At 65.1% G+C, this 20,681-nt stretch carries 18 protein-coding genes; 9 read left to right on the top strand and 9 right to left on the bottom strand.

Annotated features, from left to right (window positions below; translation table 11 throughout):
* Window positions 1-3: 3 nt before the first annotated feature.
* Both HG800_RS17795 and HG800_RS17790 read left to right on the top strand, forming a co-directional pair.
* Window positions 4-567, top strand: a complete 564-nt coding sequence (locus HG800_RS17795; RefSeq protein WP_169978003.1) for a GNAT family N-acetyltransferase — start codon at window positions 4-6, stop codon at window positions 565-567.
* A 194-nt stretch (window positions 568-761) separates the two neighbouring features.
* The gene (locus HG800_RS17790; protein WP_169978002.1) at window positions 762-2,201 is read left to right on the top strand and encodes a DUF1501 domain-containing protein; all 1,440 of its coding nucleotides are present in this window, start codon (window positions 762-764) and stop codon (window positions 2,199-2,201) included.
* A gap of 13 nt (window positions 2,202-2,214) precedes the next feature.
* On the opposite strand, the gene HG800_RS17785 is transcribed toward HG800_RS17790, so the two are convergent.
* A complete protein-coding gene (locus HG800_RS17785; RefSeq protein WP_169978001.1) occupies window positions 2,215-3,717 on the bottom strand; it encodes a rhamnulokinase in 1,503 nt (500 codons plus the stop codon).
* A gap of 177 nt (window positions 3,718-3,894) precedes the next feature.
* Here HG800_RS17785 and HG800_RS17780 point away from each other — a divergent pair, with 177 nt between their 5' ends.
* Window positions 3,895-4,368, top strand: a complete 474-nt coding sequence (locus HG800_RS17780; protein WP_169978000.1) for a GNAT family N-acetyltransferase — start codon at window positions 3,895-3,897, stop codon at window positions 4,366-4,368.
* Window positions 4,369-4,716: 348 nt separating this feature from the next.
* Window positions 4,717-7,470 carry a hybrid sensor histidine kinase/response regulator gene (locus HG800_RS17775; RefSeq protein ID WP_235963784.1) on the top strand — a complete coding sequence of 918 codons (2,754 nt, stop codon included), beginning with the start codon at window positions 4,717-4,719 and terminating at the stop codon, window positions 7,468-7,470.
* A 54-nt stretch (window positions 7,471-7,524) separates the two neighbouring features.
* Here HG800_RS17775 and HG800_RS17770 read toward each other — a convergent pair whose 3' ends face one another.
* From HG800_RS17770 to HG800_RS17760, 3 genes are all read right to left on the bottom strand, one after another.
* A complete protein-coding gene (locus HG800_RS17770) occupies window positions 7,525-9,204 on the bottom strand; it encodes an FAD-dependent oxidoreductase (RefSeq protein ID WP_169977998.1) in 1,680 nt (559 codons plus the stop codon).
* Between the two features lie 63 nt (window positions 9,205-9,267).
* Window positions 9,268-11,235, bottom strand: a complete 1,968-nt coding sequence (locus HG800_RS17765) for a hypothetical protein (protein WP_169977997.1) — start codon at window positions 11,233-11,235, stop codon at window positions 9,268-9,270.
* Between the two features lie 118 nt (window positions 11,236-11,353).
* Window positions 11,354-12,631, bottom strand: coding sequence for a Gfo/Idh/MocA family protein (locus HG800_RS17760; RefSeq protein WP_169977996.1), 1,278 nt, complete (start codon window positions 12,629-12,631; stop codon window positions 11,354-11,356).
* A 218-nt stretch (window positions 12,632-12,849) separates the two neighbouring features.
* Between HG800_RS17760 and HG800_RS17755 the strand changes: the two genes are divergently transcribed.
* Both HG800_RS17755 and HG800_RS17750 read left to right on the top strand, forming a co-directional pair.
* Entirely contained in the window at window positions 12,850-13,662 is an 813-nt protein-coding gene (locus tag HG800_RS17755; RefSeq protein ID WP_169977995.1) for a DUF4058 family protein, read from the top strand.
* Between the two features lie 185 nt (window positions 13,663-13,847).
* Window positions 13,848-15,713 carry a GspE/PulE/PilB domain-containing protein gene (locus HG800_RS17750; RefSeq protein WP_169977994.1) on the top strand — a complete coding sequence of 622 codons (1,866 nt, stop codon included), beginning with the start codon at window positions 13,848-13,850 and terminating at the stop codon, window positions 15,711-15,713.
* 84 nt (window positions 15,714-15,797) lie between these two features.
* Here HG800_RS17750 and HG800_RS17745 read toward each other — a convergent pair whose 3' ends face one another.
* Window positions 15,798-17,051, bottom strand: a complete 1,254-nt coding sequence (locus HG800_RS17745; RefSeq protein ID WP_169977993.1) for a hypothetical protein — start codon at window positions 17,049-17,051, stop codon at window positions 15,798-15,800.
* A 337-nt stretch (window positions 17,052-17,388) separates the two neighbouring features.
* Between HG800_RS17745 and HG800_RS28040 the strand changes: the two genes are divergently transcribed.
* Window positions 17,389-17,511 carry a hypothetical protein gene (locus HG800_RS28040; RefSeq protein WP_261345953.1) on the top strand — a complete coding sequence of 41 codons (123 nt, stop codon included), beginning with the start codon at window positions 17,389-17,391 and terminating at the stop codon, window positions 17,509-17,511.
* Between the two features lie 63 nt (window positions 17,512-17,574).
* Window positions 17,575-17,748: a hypothetical protein gene (locus HG800_RS26995; RefSeq protein WP_206352336.1), complete on the top strand. Its 174-nt coding sequence runs from the start codon at window positions 17,575-17,577 to the stop codon at window positions 17,746-17,748.
* A gap of 43 nt (window positions 17,749-17,791) precedes the next feature.
* Here the strand turns inward: HG800_RS26995 and HG800_RS17735 are convergent, their stop codons facing one another.
* Genes HG800_RS17735 through HG800_RS17720 form a run of 4 tightly spaced genes read right to left on the bottom strand, consistent with a single transcriptional unit; the run spans window position 17,792 to window position 19,451 of the window.
* Window positions 17,792-18,265 (bottom strand): phage holin family protein, encoded by a 474-nt coding sequence (locus HG800_RS17735; protein ID WP_169977992.1) that lies wholly within the window; start codon window positions 18,263-18,265, stop codon window positions 17,792-17,794.
* Window positions 18,244-18,483: a hypothetical protein gene (locus HG800_RS17730; RefSeq protein WP_169977991.1), complete on the bottom strand. Its 240-nt coding sequence runs from the start codon at window positions 18,481-18,483 to the stop codon at window positions 18,244-18,246. Before HG800_RS17730 ends, HG800_RS17735 begins: the two co-directional genes overlap by 22 nt.
* Complete coding sequence (locus HG800_RS17725) at window positions 18,443-18,937, bottom strand: hypothetical protein (protein ID WP_169977990.1); 495 nt, start codon at window positions 18,935-18,937, stop codon at window positions 18,443-18,445. The genes HG800_RS17730 and HG800_RS17725 overlap by 41 nt, the downstream gene beginning before the upstream one ends.
* Before the next feature lie 55 nt (window positions 18,938-18,992).
* Entirely contained in the window at window positions 18,993-19,451 is a 459-nt protein-coding gene (locus tag HG800_RS17720) for a hypothetical protein (RefSeq protein WP_169977989.1), read from the bottom strand.
* 400 nt (window positions 19,452-19,851) lie between these two features.
* Here HG800_RS17720 and HG800_RS17715 point away from each other — a divergent pair, with 400 nt between their 5' ends.
* Window positions 19,852-20,268: a CsbD family protein gene (locus tag HG800_RS17715; RefSeq protein WP_169977988.1), complete on the top strand. Its 417-nt coding sequence runs from the start codon at window positions 19,852-19,854 to the stop codon at window positions 20,266-20,268.
* Window positions 20,269-20,681 lie beyond the last annotated feature (413 nt).

Genomic DNA, 20,681 nt, shown 5'->3' with positions numbered 1-20,681 from the left:
GTCATGATCGATCCCGCCATCGCTCCGATCGTCACGGCTCGGCTTCGCCTCGGACGCCCTTCCTGGGCCGATTTGGATGATTATGTCCGCATGAATGCCGATCCCGTCGTCATGGCCACGCTCAAGGGCGTACGATCGCGAGAGGAGACCGAGGCGATCTTCGGGCGCCTGATGGACCACTGGAATCACTTCGGCTTCGGCTGGTACACGATCCGAGACCGCTCCTCGGGCCGATTCATCGGCCGAGGGGGCTTGCGGCACGTCGTCATCGCCGGGCTCGATGAGGTCGAGATCGGCTACGCCTTCCTCCCCTCGTACTGGGGGCGCGGCCTGGCCACCGAGCTGGCTCGCCGCTGCGTCGAGGTCGGCTTCGAAACCCTCACCCTCCCGTCCCTCGTCTGCTTCACCCAGCCGACGAACCTCGCCTCGCGACGCGTCATGGAAAAGGCCGGGTTCACCTTTGAATGCGACACCGAGTACGCCGACCTTCCTCACGTCCTCTACCGCCTGACGGCCGAATGCTGGAGGTCGATGTCCGAGCAGAACGTCAATCCGCCGAGCCCATGAACGCCTCGGCCCCGATCCAACGCCCCAGGGCACGATCCCAGACCCTTGCCCAGGGTCCCAGGCAATCCTTTTTTCTCCCACGTTTGTTCAAAATGTGCTTGGCAACGAGCGATCCTGCTCATTACCGTGACCGAAGTGAGAAGCGTGATCGACGCCTTCGCCCCGCCTCAATCGGATCAAGACGAGAAGCGCCGATGACCACACGATCGGAGCCCCAAGTCCGGTGCCCCGGCCCTCGAATCTCGCGGCGGGCCTTGCTGCGCACGGGGGGCCTGGGCGGCCTGGGACTGCTCGGCCTGATGCGGGCGGCTCAGGCGTCGGGCGGTCGATCGACCGCGCCGGGCGATCCGCCGCCGATCCGGGCCTGCATCCTGGTCTTCTACTACGGCGGCCCAAGCCACTTCGAAACCTTCGACCCGAAGCCCGAGGCCCCGCTCGAAGTCCGGGGCGAATTCCGGCCGATCGCCACCTCGGCCCCCGGCGTGTTCGTCTCCGAGCTTCAGCCGAAGATGGCGACGGTCATGCACAAGGTTGCCCTGATTCGAAGCATGACCCACGGCAACCGCCTGCACGATTCGGCCTCAATGGAAACCCTCACCGGCCGACCCGCCCCGCAAGGAGATCAGGAACTCTTCTCCCCCGAGCCGCAGTTCTATCCCAGCTTCGGCGGCGCCCTGAGCTACTTGCGACGCAGCGAAGGGCTCGCCGTTCCGCATGCCGCCTTGCCGTTCGTTTTTCACAACGTGGTCGATGTGCCGTGCCAGGGGGGCGGCTTTCTTGGCTCGGCTTACGACCCGTTCCAGGTCCTCGTGGACATGGCCGATCGGTCGTATCAGGCCGCCTTGCTCAGAACTCCGGCCGACCTTCCCCCGACGCGTCGAGGGCGTCGCCGGGCCTTGCTCGACGCGATGGAAGGAGCAACCCTCCGCGGCGAGCCGCTCGCCCTGGCCGATTCGTACGACCGGGCCTATCGATTGCTTGCCTCCGAGCACGTCCGCAAGGCTCTGGAGATCGACCGGGAAGACCCGAAGGTCCGCGACCGCTACGGCTACGACCATCCCCCGGCGAGCGTCGGCGCGGGTGGTGGCGGCGGCAACGGGGCCGAGCTGGGCATCGCCCGAGAGATGCGCGGGCAAAACCTTTTGATGGCGCGTCGCCTGGTCGAGGCCGGGGTGCCCTTCGTCAACGTGTACGACTTCCGTCAGCAAGGCCAGAACTGGGACGCCCACTTCAAGGTCTTCGACCAGCACCGCGACCACCTCGTGCCGGTGGCCGATCAGTCCCTGGCCGCCTTGATCGAGGATCTCGACGCCCGAGGCCTGCTCGACTCGACCCTCGTCGTCGCCCTCGGCGAGTTCGGCCGCACCCCCCGCATCAACAACGACGCCGGCCGCGACCACTGGCCCGACTGCTACAGCGCCGTCCTCGCCGGGGGCGGGGTCAAGGGGGGCTTTGTCCTGGGTTCGAGCGACCGCCTGGGGGCCTATCCCGCCTCCGACCCCGTCACCCCGGCCGACCTGGCCGCCACCATCTACTGGCGATTCGGCTTCGACCCGAGCCTCGAACTGCACGACACGACCGACCGACCCCACCCGCTCGCCACCGGCCGACCCGTTCGCTCCCTGTTTGCCTGAAGGCCGCCTCGGCTCAGGATCGGCCTCGGAGTTCGTTGAAGCGGCCGATGGCGTCGGTCCAGGCGGCCGAGTCGCTCGGCTCGTAGGTGGTCACGGGGAACGACCCGGCGACGACCTCGCGCAGGTCGGCCAGCGAGCCGATCCGCCCTCGGGCGCGGGCCTGCATCAAGAGGTTGCCAATCGCCGTGGCCTCGACCGGCCCGGCCAGCACCGGGCGGCCGGTCGCATCGGCCGTGAACTGGTTGAGCAACGCATTGCGGGCGCCGCCGCCGACGATGTGGATCGTCTTGATCGGCGTGCCGGTGATCTCCTCCAGCCGCTCGATGACCCAGCGATACGTCAACGCCAGGCTCTCCAGCGCACATCGGACGAAGGCCCCTTCATCCTCGGGGACTGGCTGGCCGGTGTCCCGGCAGAAGGCGGCAATCCGGGCAGGCATGTCGCCGGGAGGAAGGAACATCGGGTGATCGGGGTTCACCAGCGACCGGAACGCCGGCGCAGCCTCGGCCTGCGGAATCAGGTCTTCATACGAGTATTCTCGGCCCGATCGCGCCCAGGTCCGCCGGCATTCCTGCACGAGCCACAGGCCCATGATGTTTTTAAGCAATCGGAAGGTGCCGTCGACCCCACCCTCATTGGTAAAATTATACCGATACGTCTCTTGCGTGATGATCGGCCGGGCGATCTCGACCCCCATGAGCGACCACGTTCCCGAGCTGAGGTAGCACCAGTCGGGGGGCGATCCCGGCCCCTTGCCGGCGGCGGGCACGGCCACGACGGCGCTTCCGGTGTCGTGCGTTGCGGGAACGATGACCGAGGTGTTGGGGTCCAGACCGGTCTCGTCCGCCACGTCGCGACGGACGGTCCCCAGCACGCTTCCCGGCGCGATCAATTCAGGGAGAATCTGCCGAGGCAGACCGAGGCCATGACACAGCTCGTCCGACCAGGTCCCCGCGTTTGCGTCGAGCAACTGGGTGGTCGAGGCATCCGTGAACTCTCCCGCGCGGCGGCCGGTCAGGAGCCAGCCGAGCAGGTCGGGCATCATCAGCATTGTCTCGGCCACGTCGAGCAGGGGGGAGCCGGCTTGCTTCATCGCCAGCAGTTGAATCGCCGTGTTGATCGGCAGAAACTGCAGGCCGGTGATTTCGTAGATCCGCTCCCGGGGGATCATCGAGCAGGCCAGCTCGATCATCCCCTCGGTCCGAGCGTCCCGGTAGTGGACCGGGTTGCCAAGGATCGTGTCCCCTCGACCGATCAGGCCGAAGTCAACGCCCCAGGTATCGAGGCCGATTCCCTCGGGCTTCGCGCCGCCCGAGGCCGCCTTGCGCAGGGCGACCTTGATCTCGTCAAACAGCCGAGGGAGGTCCCAGTGCAGGGTGTTGAGCATCCGGACCGGGCCGTTCGGAAAGCGGTGGATCTCCTCAAGCGTCAGGTGCCGGCCATCGAAGCGTCCGAGCAATCCTCGGCCGCTCTCGGCGCCGAGGTCGAGGGCCAGATAATAGCTGGTGGTCGCCATCGGGTCGGGGGCTCCCCGTCGGTCGAAAAATAGGGTCGTCGCAATGCAATCGGCCGGCATCGGGTCCGAATCGCTTGTACTTTGCCTTGCACGCTGGCCATCTTACGGGCAGAAACGGGCCGGAGCAACGATACGTCACGTCCCTCGGCCGACCTTTCCCCCGCGGAGCCCTGTTCAATGACACCCGAGGCCATCTCCTGGCAATGGTCCCCCTTCTCGGGGCTATCGGTCGAGCACCTGTACGAGGCGATGGCCCTACGCCAGCGAGTGTTCGTCGTGGAGCAATCCTGTCCCTATCTCGACGCCGATGGGCTCGACCCGATCGCCTGGCACCTGCTGGGCTGGCAAGACGATGCGAACGCGCGTCGGCTCATTGCCGCGGCTCGCGTCTTCGATCGCCGTCCGGGAGCCGAGGCCGAGGCCTCGATTGGCCGGGTCGTGGTCGATCGTTCCGTCCGGGGCAGGGGGGTCGGCCGCTCCTTGATGGCCGAGGCGATCGATCGCTGTCGGCAGATCGCTCCGGGCAAGACCATTCATCTTCGCGCTCAAAGTTATCTGCAACAGTTTTACGAAGGATTCGGCTTCCGGCCGATCTCCTCGCCGTTTTTGTACGACGGCATCGTTCATATTGACATGATCAGCTCCTACTAAAACCGCACGGCTCGGCTCGACCACGCAGTACCGCCGGGACGGGACGCGCGGCACCATCCCCTGGCTCGCCTGGCCACCGATTCCTCTGGAATTCACACGAGTTTCCCTTGCGAGGCGGAGCCGATCTTCTTTAGGATCGTCTTGTGCGATTCTTTGAAGACGAATGGCTTCCTCAAACATGATCTTCCCGTCGCCGTGAATTTTGGGCCTGTCAAACTCTGGCCCGTGTTGGTGTGTCGTTCCGCTCCGCATCCCAGGGCGACCAACCACTTCATCATGCTCTGGTGATGGCCCACGACGGTGCGTCGTGCGGTTGTCGACTTGTTCGAAATGATGTGCGACGTGACCATGACACCCTCCCAGGAGCAGCAGTCCAGGCGACCGGCCCGGACCACCGGGTCTGAATGGAGTCATTCCTCGGACCGGCTCCCTGGCCTGTCCTGGACCACCGGCCCCGACGGCCTGATGGACGTCGTCGGCGGACGATGGCACGCCTGGACCGGACAGACCCCGGCCGAGTCCCTCGGCCTCGGCTGGCTCGATGCCCTGCATCCGGACGAGACCGCTCGGATTCGATCGGACTGGCAGGCGGCCCTCGCTTCGGGGACCCCCTTTTCGACACGTTTCCGGGTCGGCCCGGGGCTCGACGGCCGTTCCCGAGCCGTGATCGCCCGTGTCGAACCTGTCTCAAACGTGGAAGGACGCCCGATCGCCTGGAACGGTCTGGCCATGCTCGACCCCGACGTGCCCGAAGTCCCGTCAGCCGATCCCTCGCACTCCTCCGGCGACACTCCCACCGATCCGACCACTCGCGACGACGACTTCGCAATCTTCTGGATCGCCTCGGTCACAGACCAGCGACTGACCTCCGTCAGTCCGTCTTGCGAGCGATGGCTGGGGCGATCGGTCGTCGAGCTGACCGGCCGGCCTTGCTCGTGGGTCGATCTCGCCCACCCGGACGACCGCCCCAACGTGGCCGACGCCTACGCCAGACGAGCCTCGGGAACACCCGTCACCGTTGCCTACCGCTTGACTCGTTCCGATGGCTCGACCCTCCTCGTCCGAGACCGCGTCTTGACGGCCATGACCCAGTCGATGGGCGACCCGGATCGCATCTTCGGGGTCCTTGAACCGGTCGAATCGGAGAAGGGGACTCGGGCCGAGCCCTCCCACGAAATCTCCTCGTCGAATCCCTCGGACGACGCGTCGTCGAGCCTGGCCACGCTGATCGAAGCGCTCGGCGATGTGTGCCTCGTCGTCGATCAGGACGACCGCTGCGTGTCGGTGAATGCCCCGGCAGAGGCCCTGCTGGGCCTGCCTCGCGACGCGATGCTCGGGCAGCGGCTCGAAACCGTAATTCCGGAGCTGGCCGATCCCCCGGCCAGGGCCTCGCTCCGCCGTGCTCGGCAGAATCGCCAGCCAGTCCAGTTCGAGATCGTCTCGCGTCAAGCCGATCGCTGGCTCGACGTGCGGGCAGTTCCCCTCGGCCACGGTCTGGGGCTGATCGCCCGAGACGTGACCGACGCCCGAGCCCGCCTCCGCGAACTCCAGGATGTCGAGGAGCTGTACCGCCTCTCCTCCGAGGCGGTCGATGGCCTGATCTACGACTGGCGGGTGGAAACCAGCCTCGTGCAACGCTCGTCGGGCTTGCTCCGCTTGCTCGGAATCACTCCCGAGGAGGCCGAGCCGACCAACCTCTGGTGGCGCGATCGGATCCACCCCGACGACCGCCCTCAGGTCGTCGCGGACATGGATCGGCTCAAGGCCGACCCGCACCGCCGGCATTACAGCCTTGAGTATCGCGTCCGACACCGAGACGGTCATTACCTTGACGTCTGGGACAAGGGTGTCTGCCTTCGAGACGATCAGGGACGCCTGGTCCGGGTCGTCGGCTCGACGATTGACATCTCCGATCGCCGCAGTTCCGAGCAGGCACTCCGCGAGGCCGACCGGATGAAGACCGAGTTCCTCGCCGTGCTCGCCCACGAGTTGCGCAACCCGCTCGGCCCGATCCTTGCCGCGGCCCAGGCCCTGCAGGCCGGCAGCGACGATGCCGACGGCACGCTGTCGGCGATCATCGAGCGGCAGGCGCACCACATGGCTCGGCTGATCGAGGACTTGCTCGACATCTCCCGAATCAACCACGGAAAGATTCTCGTCCGTCCCGAGCCGCTGAACCTTTCCGAGCTGGTCTCGCAAACCCTCGACACCGTCGTGGAGCCCTTCCGCGAGCATCGCCTGGAGCTTCGCGTCGATCTGCCCGAAACGGCCCTGCCAGTCGAGGCCGATCCGACCCGCCTGGCGCAGTGCGTCAGCAACCTGCTGCACAACGCCTCGAAGTTCACCGAGCCCAGCGGCTCGGTGACGGTTTGCGTCGGAAGCGACAATGAATCTGCGTTTGTGGAGATCACCGACACGGGCATCGGCATCGCGCCCGAGGTCCTCCCCACCCTCTTTCACGCCTACTGGCAGGCCGACGCCAGCCGGAACCGCAGCCAGGGGGGCCTTGGGCTGGGCCTGGCCCTGGTCAAGAACCTGATGAAATTGCAAGGCGGCCGGGTCGAGGCCGCCAGCGCAGGCGAAGGGCAGGGCAGCACCTTCCGACTCGTCCTACCGCTCCGGCACGCCGCGGATGACGCAATCGAGGAGTCCTCCGTCATGGTCGCCAACGCTCCCAATCCCTCCTCGGCCTCGTTGCCTCCCACGCTCCGATTACTGGTCGTCGATGATCGGCGCGATATGGCTCACATGCTCAGCCGTTTACTCGGGAATCAAGGGCATCACGTCTCCGTGGCCTCCAATGCCGAGCAGGCTTTGGAAATCGCCCGTCGCGAACGCCCTGAGGTGATCCTCTCCGACATCGGCCTGCCCGGCCCGATCGACGGCTACGGACTGGCCAGGGCCCTACGAGCCGACCCGACCACGTCGTCGGCCCTCTTGATCGCCATGACCGGCTACGCCAGGCCCGACGACCGCGACCGAGCACTTCAATCCGGGTTCGACGAGCACCTGGCCAAGCCCCTTGATTTTGGCTCCCTCTGTGATCGCCTGGCGCAGCTCGCTCCCGGTCCTCGACCAACCGAGGTCGAAGCCCAACCTTGAGCCGCCGCCTGATCGCCCAGTCGGACGGGACGATCACGGAGGCAAGTGAGGCGGTCAGTGCTGCTCGCGCCAGGCCCGCTGCCGAATCATGACCCCTCCCGAGACGGCCTTGACCTTCTCGAACCCGAGCTGCCGAAGCATCCGCAAGGCCACGTGCGACCGCACTCCCGTCCGACACGAGACGACCGTCTCGGCCGATCGATCGAGCTCTCCGACCCGGTCGCGCAGCTCATCGAGCGGAATGTTGATGATCTCATCAACTCCCGGGAACGGCACCTCAGCCACTTCCTGCGTCGTCCGCACATCGACGAACTGGGGCACGTCGGACAGATCGGCGTCGGGCTCGATGAAGTCGGTCAGCCCATCGAGCTGGTTGCAGGCGGCAAAGGCGGCCATGTGCACCGGGTCCTTGGCCGCGCCGAAGGGAGGGGCATAGGCCAGGTCGAGCCCGGCCAGATCGGCCACGGTGCCACCGAAATGCATGGCGGTGGCGATCACGTCGATCCGCTTATCGACTCCCTCGCCCCCCATGCCCTGCGCTCCAAGCACCCGGCCCGTCTCCGGATCATACACAAGCTTCAAGGTGATCGGCTCGGCCCCGGGGTAGTATCCGGCGTGGTTGTTGGCCACGACGACGACGCTCCGGGCCGGTCGATCGAGCCGTCGGGCGAGGGTCATCGTCAGGCCGGTCATGGCGGCGACCCGGTCGAAGACCCGGACAATCGCCGTGCCGAAGACGTCGGCCATCGGCCGGCTCTTGCCCGAGGCGGCATGCTCTCCCGCGATCCTTCCCGAACGATTCGCCGGCCCGGCCAGGGCAATCCGCATTTGCGAAGCGGTCGGCCCATAACGATACTCGGCCGCATCGCCGACGGCGTAGATCGACGGATCATTCGTGCGCATGAACTCATCTGTGCCGATCCCGCCGCCAGGGCCGATCTCGATTCCTGCCCCGCGTGCCAGGTCCAGCAAGGGCCGGACGCCGATGCCAAGAATCACCACCCCGGCCTCCAGCTCCGTGCCGCTCTTGAGCCGGATGCCGCGCGCCTTGCCGTCGGGGCCGGTCAGAATCGCCTCGATCCCGTCTCCCAGGTGCAGCGCGACCCCTCGGTCGCGGAGGTCCTGTTCGATTGGTTGGACCATCTCCGGGTCGAACAGCGGTAAGATTTGCGGTTGCAGCTCCGCCAATGCGACCTGGAACCCGCGATGCACCAGTTGTTCGACCATCTCCAGGCCGATGTAACCGGCCCCGACCACCACAGCCCGCTTCTCGCCCGAGGCATCAACCGCCGCCTTGATCCGATCCGTGTCTTCCAGGTTCCGCAGCGTAAAGACGCCCGGTGCGGTCGCCCCCTCAATCGGCGGCACCAGCGGGGCGGCGCCGGGAGCAAGGATTAGCGCATCATACGATTGCTGATATTCATTTCCTGAGTTTTGATCGCGCACCGTGACCGACTTTGCCTGGCGGTCGATGCTCAGCACCTCCTGCCGGGTCCTCACATCGAGATGGAACCGCGCGGCCAGCATCTCCCGAGGGGCGACCAGCAGCTTCTTCCGCTCGGCAATCTCACCACCGATGTAGTAGGGCAAGCCGCAATTGGCAAAGGAGACATGCTCATCTTTCTCGAACAGAATGATCTGGGCATGCTCGTCGATTCGCCTGGCCCTGGCCGCCGCCGAAGCGCCTCCAGCCACGCCGCCAACAATCACGATCGTTTGTTTCGAAGTACTCATCTCGGCAATCCTTCAATTGATCTCCGGGCGTTTGCCAATCAAATGCCCCGGTCGACCGTGTCGTTATCCTTGGTGCGAACGCCGCCGAATGCCCCACGCCGAGACCAGCAGCAAGGCACCCGCGACCTGCATCATCAACCCTCGCTTCAGCCCGACGGGAACGATCTGAAGGTCAAGTCGTCCCTGGTCATCCGCTTGAACCACGAACGACCGCTCCCATTCGGCACACCGCCATTCGGGAAAGGCCTGCCGACCGTTGACCCACCACCATGATCCAGGATTCTGATTGATCTCGATTTCCTGATACGGTTCGACCCGAAAGACCAACCGGTTCGGGCTCCACGATTCCGGCTCAATCAGCACGTTTCCCGACGTGAACTCTCCTGCATACTCGGGGTGCCTCGGCCATTTGCGAGCGGTTGATCCGTTGGTGTCGTACCCCATGATGGGCTGAATCCCCCGGATCGTGCCATACCCCCGCAGCGTGTTCGGAAACGCCGGGCCGTGTTGCACCTGGATCGGCCGGGTGATCGGCGGGCCGGGGAACCGCGATTCCTCGGGGACCGGCCCCAGCCCCACGGGCAAGGCCCGATGGCCGTAGGCAATCAGATCCGCCCCCATCAGCACGACCAGCACCGCCGCCACCCGCCCCGGCCAGCGTCGGGTGTCGGCTCGCACTCGGGCCACGCCCTCGGCCACGGCCAAGCCCACGCCGAGCATCGCGGCAATACGCCAGCGTGTGACCACATGCATCGTTTTGAAGATGGGCCAGTCGGCCAGCCAGTAACTTGGCTGGGTGATCCGATGCGACCCCAGCCCCAGGGCGAAGGCAATCAGGGCCAGCCAGTGCCACCATCGCCAGTTCCCGGCCAGGCTTACGCAGAGGAACATGACGCCGATCACGCCGATAAAACAGTTCGACTCCCAGAAGATCGGGATCGACACCGAACCCAGCGCCTCGATCGACGGCCGCTGGAGCATCTCCTCCAGGTACGCGATCGGCCGCAGGTCGATCATCATGCCCCCGGTCCTCGGGAAGTCTCCCAGCACCGAAACCATTGGCCCGAGCCGCCAGCCGGCGAGCAGGAGCATCAGGCCGACCGCCATCAGCCCATGCCGAAGGAACCGCACCCGACGCGCTCCGGGTTCCACCCGAAGACCTCGCACGGCAAACGCCCCGACGATCAAAAACGCATAAATTGTCGGATACGAAATCCCGCTCAACACGTTGAACGCCGACCACCCCCCCAGCGCCAGCCCCTCGGCCGGTCGATTGGCCAGCCGGCAGGTGTGGAGGATCATCCAGGGCATCGCGCAAAAGGTCATCGGGATGTACAAGCCCGCAACCGTGTACACGATCATCCCGCCGTGCAGACCGAACACGAGCCCCGCGGCACACGATGCCCACGGATCGCCGATCCAGAGCCGGGCCAATCGCCTCGCTCCCTCGACGGCGATCATCAGGCAAATGACCGCCGCCAGCCTCAGACCTGGTCCGGTCCCCAGCAGCAACACCAGTGGGGTTGCCAGCGGTACGAGGCTGCACTGCGGGTCGGCCGCCAGCGGAAACCCTCCCCGGTTCCAGGGGTTCCACCAGGGGAATTGACCGGATTCGAGCACGGTCTTTCGGACCGCCTCATACGTTTGCAAGTAAAAATCCCAGTCGCCGTATCCCAACCCCTGCCGCGAGAGCAACGGCCAGACCAGGGTCGCCGTCCCCCCCGCCAACACCCAGGGCAGGAGACGCTCGACCCACCCGGGCGAGCCTCCCTCGACGCGGGACGACACCCAGCGATCCCCCGGCCGGATCGTCAGCAACCGGACGGCCCCCAGTCCAACCACCCCGAGAAACACGACCATGCCCACCATGCGCCGGACCGGCCACGGGATGACACGAAACAGGTCTGGGCCCAGCAATGCCGCCAGCACCACCCCCAGCACCAGGGGGACCAGCAGCAGGGGCCTCCGCGTCACGGCCCGGCGCAGTCTCCCCGTCACTCGGCCGGCCCGGCGCGCGAGATGTGTGCTCACGATCGCCTCATCGCAATCCGTCGAGATCCGTTTCGAATCGCGCGCAGTTCGCGCTCGCATCCCTGAATACGTCCGGGAGCGGATCCCTCCTCCCCCGGACGATGACCACACCCGACGATCAGGCGATGTCGGTCACGCCTGGAATCGGGATCGGGTAGTTCGGGGCGTCGCCCCACTCGTACGACTCGGGGCCGAGGCGTTCCTTGCTGTTCAAGGCCTCGTCCGGGGTAATGACCCGGCCCGTGTAGGCGGCCATGCGGCCCATGATCGCCAGTAGGGTCGAGGTGGCGGCTTCCTCGCCGTTGTTGATCGGCCGACCGGCACGAAGCGCTTCGTACATCTCGTCGTGCTCGGTCTGATACATGTTGTTGCTTTCCCCTCGGTATCGCCAGCGGGTTGCGCCTTCGATCCGGTTGCCGAAGACGTCGCAGGTGCCGGTCGATCCGAGGATGTAGTCCTTCACCTGGTTCGCCGTGTTCGGCCAGTGGCGGCAGTGGTGGTAGCCGCGAACGTTCTCGGGATACTCGTAGACGACCGAGAAGTGATCGTAGATATTCCCATATCGTTCAGCGGTTCGGACCTGCCGACCGCCAACCGCCCAAACGCGCTCGGGCTGTGCGTTGCGCATGGCCCAGTTCATGGTGTCGATGCCGTGCACGGCCTGCTCGACGATGTGATCGCCCGAGAGCCAAGTGTAGTAGTACCAGTTGCGCTGCTGGTACTCCATGTCACTGCCGCATTCCTCTCGGGTTTTGCGCGGGTCCCAGACCCCCTGGCTATTGTAGGTGGTTTCAATGGTCCGGATGTCGCCAATCGCGCCGCCGAAGACCTGCTCCATGGTGGCGCGTCGGGGGTAGTGGTAGCGCCAGCAGAAGCCGTGGACCATCGACAGCCCTTTTTCGGCGGCGTCGCGGACGGCTTGCAGATACATCCGGAGCCCCGGCCCGTCGACGGCCATCGGCTTCTCAACGAAGACGTGCTTGTTCTTTTCGACGGCGTAGGCCGCGTGGATCGGCCGGAAGTGGGGCGTGGTGGTCAGCAAGACGACGTCCGACGAGTCGATCACCGCCTTGTAGGCGTCGAAGCCGACGAACTTCGAGTCATCGGTCACGTCCACGCGGTCACCCACGCGAGAGACCTTCAAGGTCTGCAGGCTTGATTCCAGGCGATCGTCGAACAGTTCGGCCATGGCCACCAGACGGCAGCCTTCGTCGGCCGTCAAGGTCTGCTCGGCGGCCCCGGTCCCTCGGCCGCCGCAACCGACCACACCGACCCGGATCGTATCGCTGCCCGCGGCGTGAGCGACGTTCGTCAGGCTGACCGTCGATGCCGCTCCTGCGGCGGCGGCCGAGTTCATCAGAAAGATTCGGCGGTTGGACTTGCTGCCGTTGCGCATCAGGGGGGCTCCCTCGGGCCGATCAGAGTGTGAAGTTCGATCGATTCCCCAACTCGACCTCCGGCCCTCGGGCCTGGGTCGATCGGGGAGTCGCTGCCGCCAGCTTAACATCCGTTGCACAACGCCGGTAGAGATGACCCGATCCGCTTTGACCGTTACGTTACAATGACTCTCGAACCGCCGCGCGACCGATCACCCGATCGACGAGCCTCCCAATCATGGCCATGATCTTTCCCGGCATGGACCCGTACCTGGAACAGCCGAGCCTCTGGCCGGGCTTTCACAACGAGTTCATCGTTTATCTCCGAGACCAGATCCAACCCGCTCTCGGTCCTCGATACCTCGCAGCGACCGAAACCCGCGTCTTCACCGAAGGAGGAGACCGTGTCATCGTCCCCGATGCCTTCGTCCGGCGCACAGGCACTCCCACGTCACGGGGTCATCACGGAACGATCGCGGTGGCCGGTGACGACGCACCCCTCATTGTCCGAGCCGATCCCATCGAGAGTTCGGAAGCGTACATCACCATTCTTGATCACTCTGCCGGTCAGAAAATCGTGGCGGTGATCGAATTCCTCGGCCCTTCAAACAAGCGAGGAGGAGCAGGCCGCAGGGCGTATCGAAGCAAGCAGCGTGAGGTCTTGCGAAGTGATACCCATCTGATCGAAATCGACTTACTCCGCACTGGCCGCCACACGGTCGCCGTGCCCAAAGGTCTCGCCCAGCCCAAGGGCCCCTACGATTACCTCATCTGCGTCAGCCGCGCCAAACGCCCTCGCAACGAGTTCGAGCTCTACCCCCGATCGCTCCGCCGCTCCTTGCCGACCATCTCCGTCCCGCTTGCCAACGGCGATCCCGACCTCCGCGTGCCGCTCCAGCCGGTTCTGGAACATACGTACAACGCCGGATCGTACCGCGAGCGCATCGCCTACGATCGCCCCTGCATCCCCCCGCTCTCGGACGAGGATCAGGCATGGGCCGATGCCTTGATTCGATCCGCCAACGCCGACGCTCCCCCACCGGAGGCTTGACCCCCCGAACCTTGAATGCGAATGATGGGTCAAGTGTGGTGCAACACTCGCTGGTCCTTTTGAGCATCGCATGCGCTGCGTTTTGACATAGGATCGTTTGAAGTCAAAGACAACCGTCGGAAATTACGACGTAGACGCCTCCTTGCCTGGTCCACGATCGGTCGGCAAGACGGGGGAACCGCCTCATGCACTATGAGTACCTCGCCACCCGAGGCTCCCTCAACGAATCGCCCACCCGAGGGCAGGGGCCGGCCCCCCCGGCGCCATCCAGGGGGGCCACGTCCGCCCGGAAGCGTGACCCCGCGACGGTGCACACCATCGCCTCCGCCGTCCAGCACGACCCCAAAATCCTGGCCATGCTCGTTCCCTCGGAGGTCGCCCTCCGACACGAGGTCGTCCCGCTTTCTCTGAACGGAGAAACCATCCTTCTCGGCGCCCTCGACCCGGAGAACATCGCCAAGGCCGACCGGCTCACATCCATCCTCGCCCGACCGGTCCGGCTCCAGCAAATCGACCGACAATCGCTCTCCCGACACCAGGCACGTCTTTATCAACCGGAACGCGCCAGGGCTCGGAAATCCTTCGCCCTCGCCGCTGCCCACCCGGTCGCCGCGAGCGACGACGAAGACTTCGTTGATTCCATGCTGCAAGAGTTCCCGAGCGACTCTCCTCCTCGCTGGGAATTGGCGCAAGATCGCCCCTCGTTACGGTTGATGATGGCTGGCCCCGCCCAGGGCTCCTTCTTCAACGCGCGTTCCGACTCCGACACGGTGGATACAAGTGGCAATTCGGGAGGCTCGACCGGCATGTTCACCTTCGTGGTTGAAGAAGGCCAGCGCGTCTTGATGCGACGGTCGAACGGCACGATGGACGTCGTCGTCGGCCCGAAGCGGGTCTGGCGGGGGCGGAATCAGTTCCGGGCCATGCACCACCACGTCGCCCACCCCGGCGACTACCTGATCGTGCGCTTCCGAGACGGCCGCCAGGAACACCTGCCCGGCCCCGCCGAGGTCTGGTTCGACCCCCGATCGCACGAGTCGGTCGAGGTCCGCGAGGCCCTCCAGATCGCCGCCAAGGAGGCCGTCGTCGTCTACAGCCAGAAGGAAGGGACCGCCAACGTCCAGCGCCGGATCGAGTACGGCCCGGCCCTGTTCATGCCCCGGCCCGGCGAATGGCTGCACACCTTCTCCTGGCACGCCTCGAAAGGCGGCTCCGAGGGGGTCGTCAAGATCCCCAACGGCCTTATCTTCCAGAAGCTCTGGTTGATGCCCGACCAGATGTACCACGACGTCTCCGACGTCCGCACGTCCGACGACGCCGTCTTGCGCATTCGCTTGATGATCTTCTTCGAATTGATCGACATCGACCGGATGCTCGACGCCACCCACGACCCGATCGGCGACTTCGTCAACGCCGCCTCCAGCGACGTCGTCGACTTCACCGGCCGCCACGACTTCGAGTCGTTCAAGCGCAACACCGAGCGCCTCAACGAACTGGACACCTACCGCCAGCTCACCGGCCGGGCCGCTCAGTGCGGCTATCGGATCAACAAGGTTGTTTACCGAGGCTACGGCGCCGCCGAACGCCTCCAGCAAATGCACGACCAGGCCATCGAGGCCCGCACCCGATTGCAACTCGACCGCGCCACCGAGCAACAGGCCCAGGACCTGGAAAACTTCAAGCTCGACAGCCAGCTCGCCCGCGCTGGCAAGCGCCGCGTCGAGCAGGCCGCCGAGGTCTCCCACGAACTCGAACTCGACGCCCAGCGCCTCGACTCTGCGCTGAAGGCCGAAGACGCCCGCCGCGCCGCGCTCCGCGAGGCCGCCCGCCTCGACGCCGACCAGAGCCGCGCCGCCCTCGCCCTCGACGACGCCCACCGCCGCGACCACCTCGCCTCGCTCCGAGACCTCGGCGTCGATCTCACCGCCTTCCTCACCCAGAGCCGCGCCGATCGTGTCATCGAGCTTCGCTCCCCCCTCGGTGGCAACGGCGCGACCCACGTCCACCTTGATCCTTCAGCCTCCTCCCCCCGTCTCGACGAGGGGATGTGAGGCAAATCGACCGTGAGCCCAGAGGCGGCTCACGGTCCGGATTCTTCACCAAGAAACAAAAATGCGTCTGATGGCTCGTCGGGTTTACCGTTTCTCGAGCGCGGGATACCGCAGCGGGACGACCTCACTGACGGCCTCGAAGCTCGCCTGTTGGACACCGAAGCTGTCGACAATCTCCCAGCGATCGACCAGGCTCCAGTCGGCGTAAAGGGTGTCGGGCGTCTCGGCCGGAATCTCCTGCATGTCGACCACTTCCCGCTCCCTCGAGTTCGTCTCGGACGTGCCGGTCTCCCTGGCCCATGAGGCCTTCGCGCTCAGCCCCAGGGTCGAGGACAGGAACTCGGCGCCAAGATCCGCGCCAATCTCGAACGACTCGGTAAACGTCGTGTAGTCCGTCTTCGAGATGCCGATCGCCGTCCGGATCAACTTCGTCGAGGACTTCCCCTTGAAGTGGCGATGCAGGCCACCCCGAGACGCTTGATCCTTCGAGGTCGCCTCGGTCCGGTCCCAGTACTGGAAGTGGGTGATCTTGTAGTACGGGCTTCCCTCAATCTGCGCGTGCTTGGTCGAGTAGCCGAGCAGCCCCATCGGCAAGGCCGACACGACTTTCTGCCCGACCGCGATCGGATCGGTCTTCTTCGGATACGACTGCTGGTTGTCCAGGTATTGCTGGGCCAGCGCGGGGGGAGGGCCAATCTCTCCCGGCTTGTGGATCACATCCAGGGGATTCAGGGCGATGGTGCTGACCTGCAACCTGCGAGGACTCACAAGCTGGTACACCTGGGCCTTCGCTCCGCCCGCGACGTCCCGGCCGGGCATGTTTCCCCAACGAGAGAACAACCACTTGTTGAACCCGAAATTATGACCCGTGAAATACTCGTTTTTTGAGTCTTCGATGAGCCGCAAATGCGTGCGATCCGAACCGAGCCACTCCAGCTTGAACCGGCTCCCCTGCTTGGGCAGCATGTAGAAGAACCAGACCCCGGCGTTGCCGTCGAGCGAGATCATCGGGCCGCTCAGGCCAATGTAGTGATCCTCCAGATCCCTCTTGTTCGAGAGAATCTGGAACCGATCCCCATCAGGGATGAAGATCCATTCCTGCTCCTGATAGGCATTGTCTCTCCCCCAGCGCAGGATCTCATTTTTGTTCGGTCCAACGCTGACCCGCTCGTCGTTGGCCGTGAACACTCGGATCTGAAAGGAATACACGCCATTGGCCTGGTTCGCCTGAAACTCAGACTCGCTCAGGGCCTTCGCCTCCTGGGCCGACGCATTGCCCGAGGCCAGCACCAGCCAGACCAAGGCCGAGACGATGGTCTTTCCGTTTCCAATCATCATCACTCCTGAAAATGGGATCTCACGAGGCGTCCTGCCTGTCGCTTGAATGCATCCGGTCATCTGTGGGACCCTAGCACCCATGAGGACCGATCTCCAGGAAGAAATGAATGAATTTCGCAAATAATTTTCTGATTTGCGCGTTCGGCTCTGCCCAGGATTCGCGCGTTCGGCGGGTTCCGAGGGTGAATTCGCGGTCGCGCACCACCGCCCCAAACTGCTGTTCGCCGTGATCCGATCGTCGCCACAATCCTGCCGACCTTGCGGGTCAGGGCGCGTCGCGACCGCCGCTCGGGGAAGCTCAAGCCCTGCAACCACCACCACTCACCCGGATGATCCGATGAATGATCTTCATCCTGTCTTCGTCGAGCTTCGCAAGATCCTGGCAGCTTACGCGGCGACGCTCGATGTGAAACGAGACAACGAAACGGAGCTATACATCGGCACCCATTATCTTCAATAAAGCAAGAAACCGCTCTTCTTCGGCGCGGTTCAGATCAAGAAGGCGTACGTCGGCTTCTACCTGATGCCCGTCTACCTCACGCCGAGCCTGCTCGAATCTCTCTCGCCTCGCCTCAAGGCTCGCATGCAGGGCAAGTCCTGCTTCAATTTTGCTTCGGTCGATCCTCCCCTGTTCCAGGAGCTTTCAGATCTGACGAAGCGCGGCTTCGAGAGCTACAAGGACCAGGGATTTGTTTAGCGTTGGAGCCTCGTGGGGGTCCGCGAGCGGCCCCCCACCCTTCTCAGCGGAACCGGCTCCAATACTGCGGCTGGCGGAGGCGGAAGCTGCCGCCTTCGCTGATGACCTTGGCAATCCAGTTGGCGTTGCGACGCAGTTCTTGCCGCGATCGCTCGAAGGCGTGGCCGCTTCGGGAGAGGGATCGGAGGCAGAGCCACGCGAGCAGCCCGGAAAGCACGGCCGCCCCTCCGGCCACGGCCAGATACGCACCGAACCGGGGGAGCCACTCGGCCCAGACAATCAGCTCGGCCAAGCCGACCAGACCGATCGGCACGGAGGTGGCCAGCACGACCAGACCGACAATCAGGCCGATCGCGGGCCACCAGGCCTCTCGAACCGTCTCGGAGAGGTCGGTCTTCGCCAGCCGAACCTGAAGGTCGGCCAGCGTCAGCATGTCGTGGCCCAACTCGGAAAGGCTGCCGTGCAGGCTGTCGGGCACCTCAACGCCAAAAAAGGTCAACGTCTTTTGATGAACCATCCGATCAAAACTCCCATGGCCATGGCCGCGGCCAGCGATCGCGCCGGGTGGCGGACGATCTGTTCTCGGGTCGTGGCCAGTAACGATTCCAACCCTTCGCGGGCCTGGCTGTACCCTTCCTGGGCCCTCGCCGAAAGTTCCGCGGCGGCCTCTCGGGCCTGTTCCGAGGTGGGGGCGTCAGAAGGGACGCCCAGGTGTTGGGTGATCCGGTTGAACACGGCGTGCTTCCTCCTCCGGCGTCGGACCCATCCCAGCAGACGGGGCCAGCAGCCGATCTTCGACGAATTGGATCGCGTAATTCTGAGCCGCCCGCAAGGCAATCGGAGCCAGGAAGCCCAGCGCCATCGACATCACCCCCTTGCTCGGAACCTGCTCCGTCTCGGGCTTCTCGAAGCGGGGGGATCGACCTGACGAGGCGGCTTGTTCGCGCTCGACGACCCGAATCCGGCGGCGAGGGACCAGCAACCAGGCGGCAAGGAATCCGACACCAAAGGCCGCTCCGGCCGCCGGCCAGGGGGCGCTGCGCACGTAGCCTCGCCAGTTTAGGGTCGCTTCCAGATGTTCGGCCGCGACGTTCACGTCGGCGTGAATTTCTCGGCGAATCCGCGCCATCTCGCGACGCAGTTGCTCGACCTCAGCCTGATCGGGTCGTGTGGTTTGGGGCGATGCCACGGTCGGCCTTCCTCTCTGTCTCTGTCTCGTCTCGGTCGGTCGGTCGGTCCGACGATTAGAAGCCCAGCGAACCGGCCGCGTCCCGAGCACGGCGCGAGACCGAGTGACCCAGGTCGTGGGCGTAGTCCGACGCCTGATGCGCAGCCGACCGGCCCATCTGCTCGGCGCGGCGGCCCAGGTCTCCCAGTGAACCAGACAGGTCATTCAGCGACCAGCCACCGCCCCCTGCGTGCCGAGAGCGCGCCGGCACCAGCGCGACCAGTGCCAGGCCTAGCCCCACGCCCAGGCCGAAGCTCGTCCAAACGGCGGTCATCGGCCGGCGTTCGACCGTACGGCGGAAGCGTTGATCGGCGTGCATGGCCATCTCCTGTGCGTGCTGGGCGAGCGACTCGGCCTGTTCGGCCAGTTCGGCGGACCGCTCCGAGAGCCGCTCGGCCAGTTGTTCCTGCTCGTTTCGGGCTCGCTGCTGGACATTGCGTCCATTCGTCGACGAGCCTTTCTTGCGGGTCGCCATGATGGTCTTCCTCTCTCCCAGATGCCTTGTGATCGAGTGCGTCGTCTCGTCTTTCCGCAACGCTCGTTGCGAAGGTCCCGTCGTTGCCGAGACCTGAACACCCCTCGGCCAGACAGAACCGCCTGGTCGAAGCGACACACACGAACTGATCTTGCAAGTCAGATGCCGACTCCGCAATCATCGCAGCGATCGGGTTCGGCATTCCAGTTGCAGCGAAATCCTCACGGTCAGCCCGGCGGCCATGACCGATCGGGTCTGCCGCCGGGACGTTTCGATCCGGTCCGAGGCCGAGTGCTCCCGGGCCGTTCTCGACACAAATCGCCCCGGACCCCGATCCGATCGGGTTTCTCAACACGAGCCTGCCAACCCGTCGCACCGCGAACGTGAAGGAGACACGACAATGAATGCTCAAACGCTTCAGGGACACTGGAACGAGATCAAAGGACAGCTTAAGTCAAAGTGGGGTCAGCTCAGCGACCAGGATCTCGAATTCGCCGAGGGGAACGTCGATCAACTGATCGGCAACATCCAGCGCAAGACCGGCGAGTCGCGCGAGGCCATCGAGAGGCACCTCGACAACCTGATCAACCAGGGTGCCGCCGGCCTCTCCGCCGCCGCCGAACGCTTCCAGCACGCCTCCCACTACGCTGGCGAGCAGCTCCGCAGCGGCTACGAAAACGCCCGAGCCTCGTTCTACGACCAGTACGGCGAAGCCGAGGAACTCGTCCGCAGCAACCCCATGCAGTCCGTCGGCACCGCCTTCGGCATCGGTGTGCTCGTCGGCGTGACCCTTGGCCTCCTGATCCGTCAGCGCTGAGCCAGACAAGGCCAGGCCGACGAGCCCGTTGAAGGTGTCGGCATGCATCCCGGAAGGACGATGCAGGCATTCCGAAAGGTGAGCGGGTGGCACGGGTTCCGGCTTCGGAACTCGTGTACCGGGCCGAAGACGAAGACGGAACCCGATGCACCCTTGGCCGCTGCAGGGCGACCGCTTCAACGGGCGGGTCAGGCCGACCGATCGATTGATCCCGACCGATGAATTTCGTGATCGCGTGTTGGATCCATTCGAAGCGAACGCTCCGGCGCGATGCCTTGGCACCGCGCCGAGTTCGCGCGCCGATCGGCCGGATCTGACAGCCGATCGACCAGTCGGCTCGCGGCGCGATCCCTCAAGCGCTTGGGAATCAATCGGGCGCCGTGATCCCCCACGGAGAACCCGTTCCCTTCCGG

Source organism: Tautonia rosea (assembly GCF_012958305.1).
In the GTDB taxonomy this organism is placed as follows: Bacteria; Planctomycetota; Planctomycetia; order Isosphaerales; family Isosphaeraceae; genus Tautonia; species Tautonia rosea.
This window is presented reverse-complemented; position numbering and strand designations above follow the sequence as displayed.

Bases quoted from the DNA above. Each gene is read 5' to 3' on its own strand.
- HG800_RS17775 (WP_235963784.1), top strand. From the start codon at position 4,717: ATGACACCCTCCCAGGAGCAGCAGTCCAGGCGACCGGCCCGGACCACC.
- HG800_RS17795 (WP_169978003.1), top strand. From the start codon at position 4: ATGATCGATCCCGCCATCGCTCCGATCGTCACGGCTCGGCTTCGCCTC.
- HG800_RS17790 (WP_169978002.1), top strand. From the start codon at position 762: ATGACCACACGATCGGAGCCCCAAGTCCGGTGCCCCGGCCCTCGAATC.
- HG800_RS17760 (WP_169977996.1), bottom strand. From the start codon at position 12,631: ATGCGCAACGGCAGCAAGTCCAACCGCCGAATCTTTCTGATGAACTCG.
- HG800_RS17750 (WP_169977994.1), top strand. From the start codon at position 13,848: ATGCACTATGAGTACCTCGCCACCCGAGGCTCCCTCAACGAATCGCCC.
- HG800_RS17785 (WP_169978001.1), bottom strand. From the start codon at position 3,717: ATGGCGACCACCAGCTATTATCTGGCCCTCGACCTCGGCGCCGAGAGC.
- HG800_RS17735 (WP_169977992.1), bottom strand. From the start codon at position 18,265: ATGGTTCATCAAAAGACGTTGACCTTTTTTGGCGTTGAGGTGCCCGAC.
- HG800_RS17745 (WP_169977993.1), bottom strand. From the start codon at position 17,051: ATGATGATTGGAAACGGAAAGACCATCGTCTCGGCCTTGGTCTGGCTG.
- HG800_RS17720 (WP_169977989.1), bottom strand. From the start codon at position 19,451: ATGGCGACCCGCAAGAAAGGCTCGTCGACGAATGGACGCAATGTCCAG.
- HG800_RS17780 (WP_169978000.1), top strand. From the start codon at position 3,895: ATGACACCCGAGGCCATCTCCTGGCAATGGTCCCCCTTCTCGGGGCTA.
- HG800_RS26995 (WP_206352336.1), top strand. From the start codon at position 17,575: ATGCCCGTCTACCTCACGCCGAGCCTGCTCGAATCTCTCTCGCCTCGC.
- HG800_RS17770 (WP_169977998.1), bottom strand. From the start codon at position 9,204: ATGAGTACTTCGAAACAAACGATCGTGATTGTTGGCGGCGTGGCTGGA.
- HG800_RS28040 (WP_261345953.1), top strand. From the start codon at position 17,389: ATGAATGATCTTCATCCTGTCTTCGTCGAGCTTCGCAAGATCCTGGCA.
- HG800_RS17715 (WP_169977988.1), top strand. From the start codon at position 19,852: ATGAATGCTCAAACGCTTCAGGGACACTGGAACGAGATCAAAGGACAG.
- HG800_RS17755 (WP_169977995.1), top strand. From the start codon at position 12,850: ATGGCCATGATCTTTCCCGGCATGGACCCGTACCTGGAACAGCCGAGC.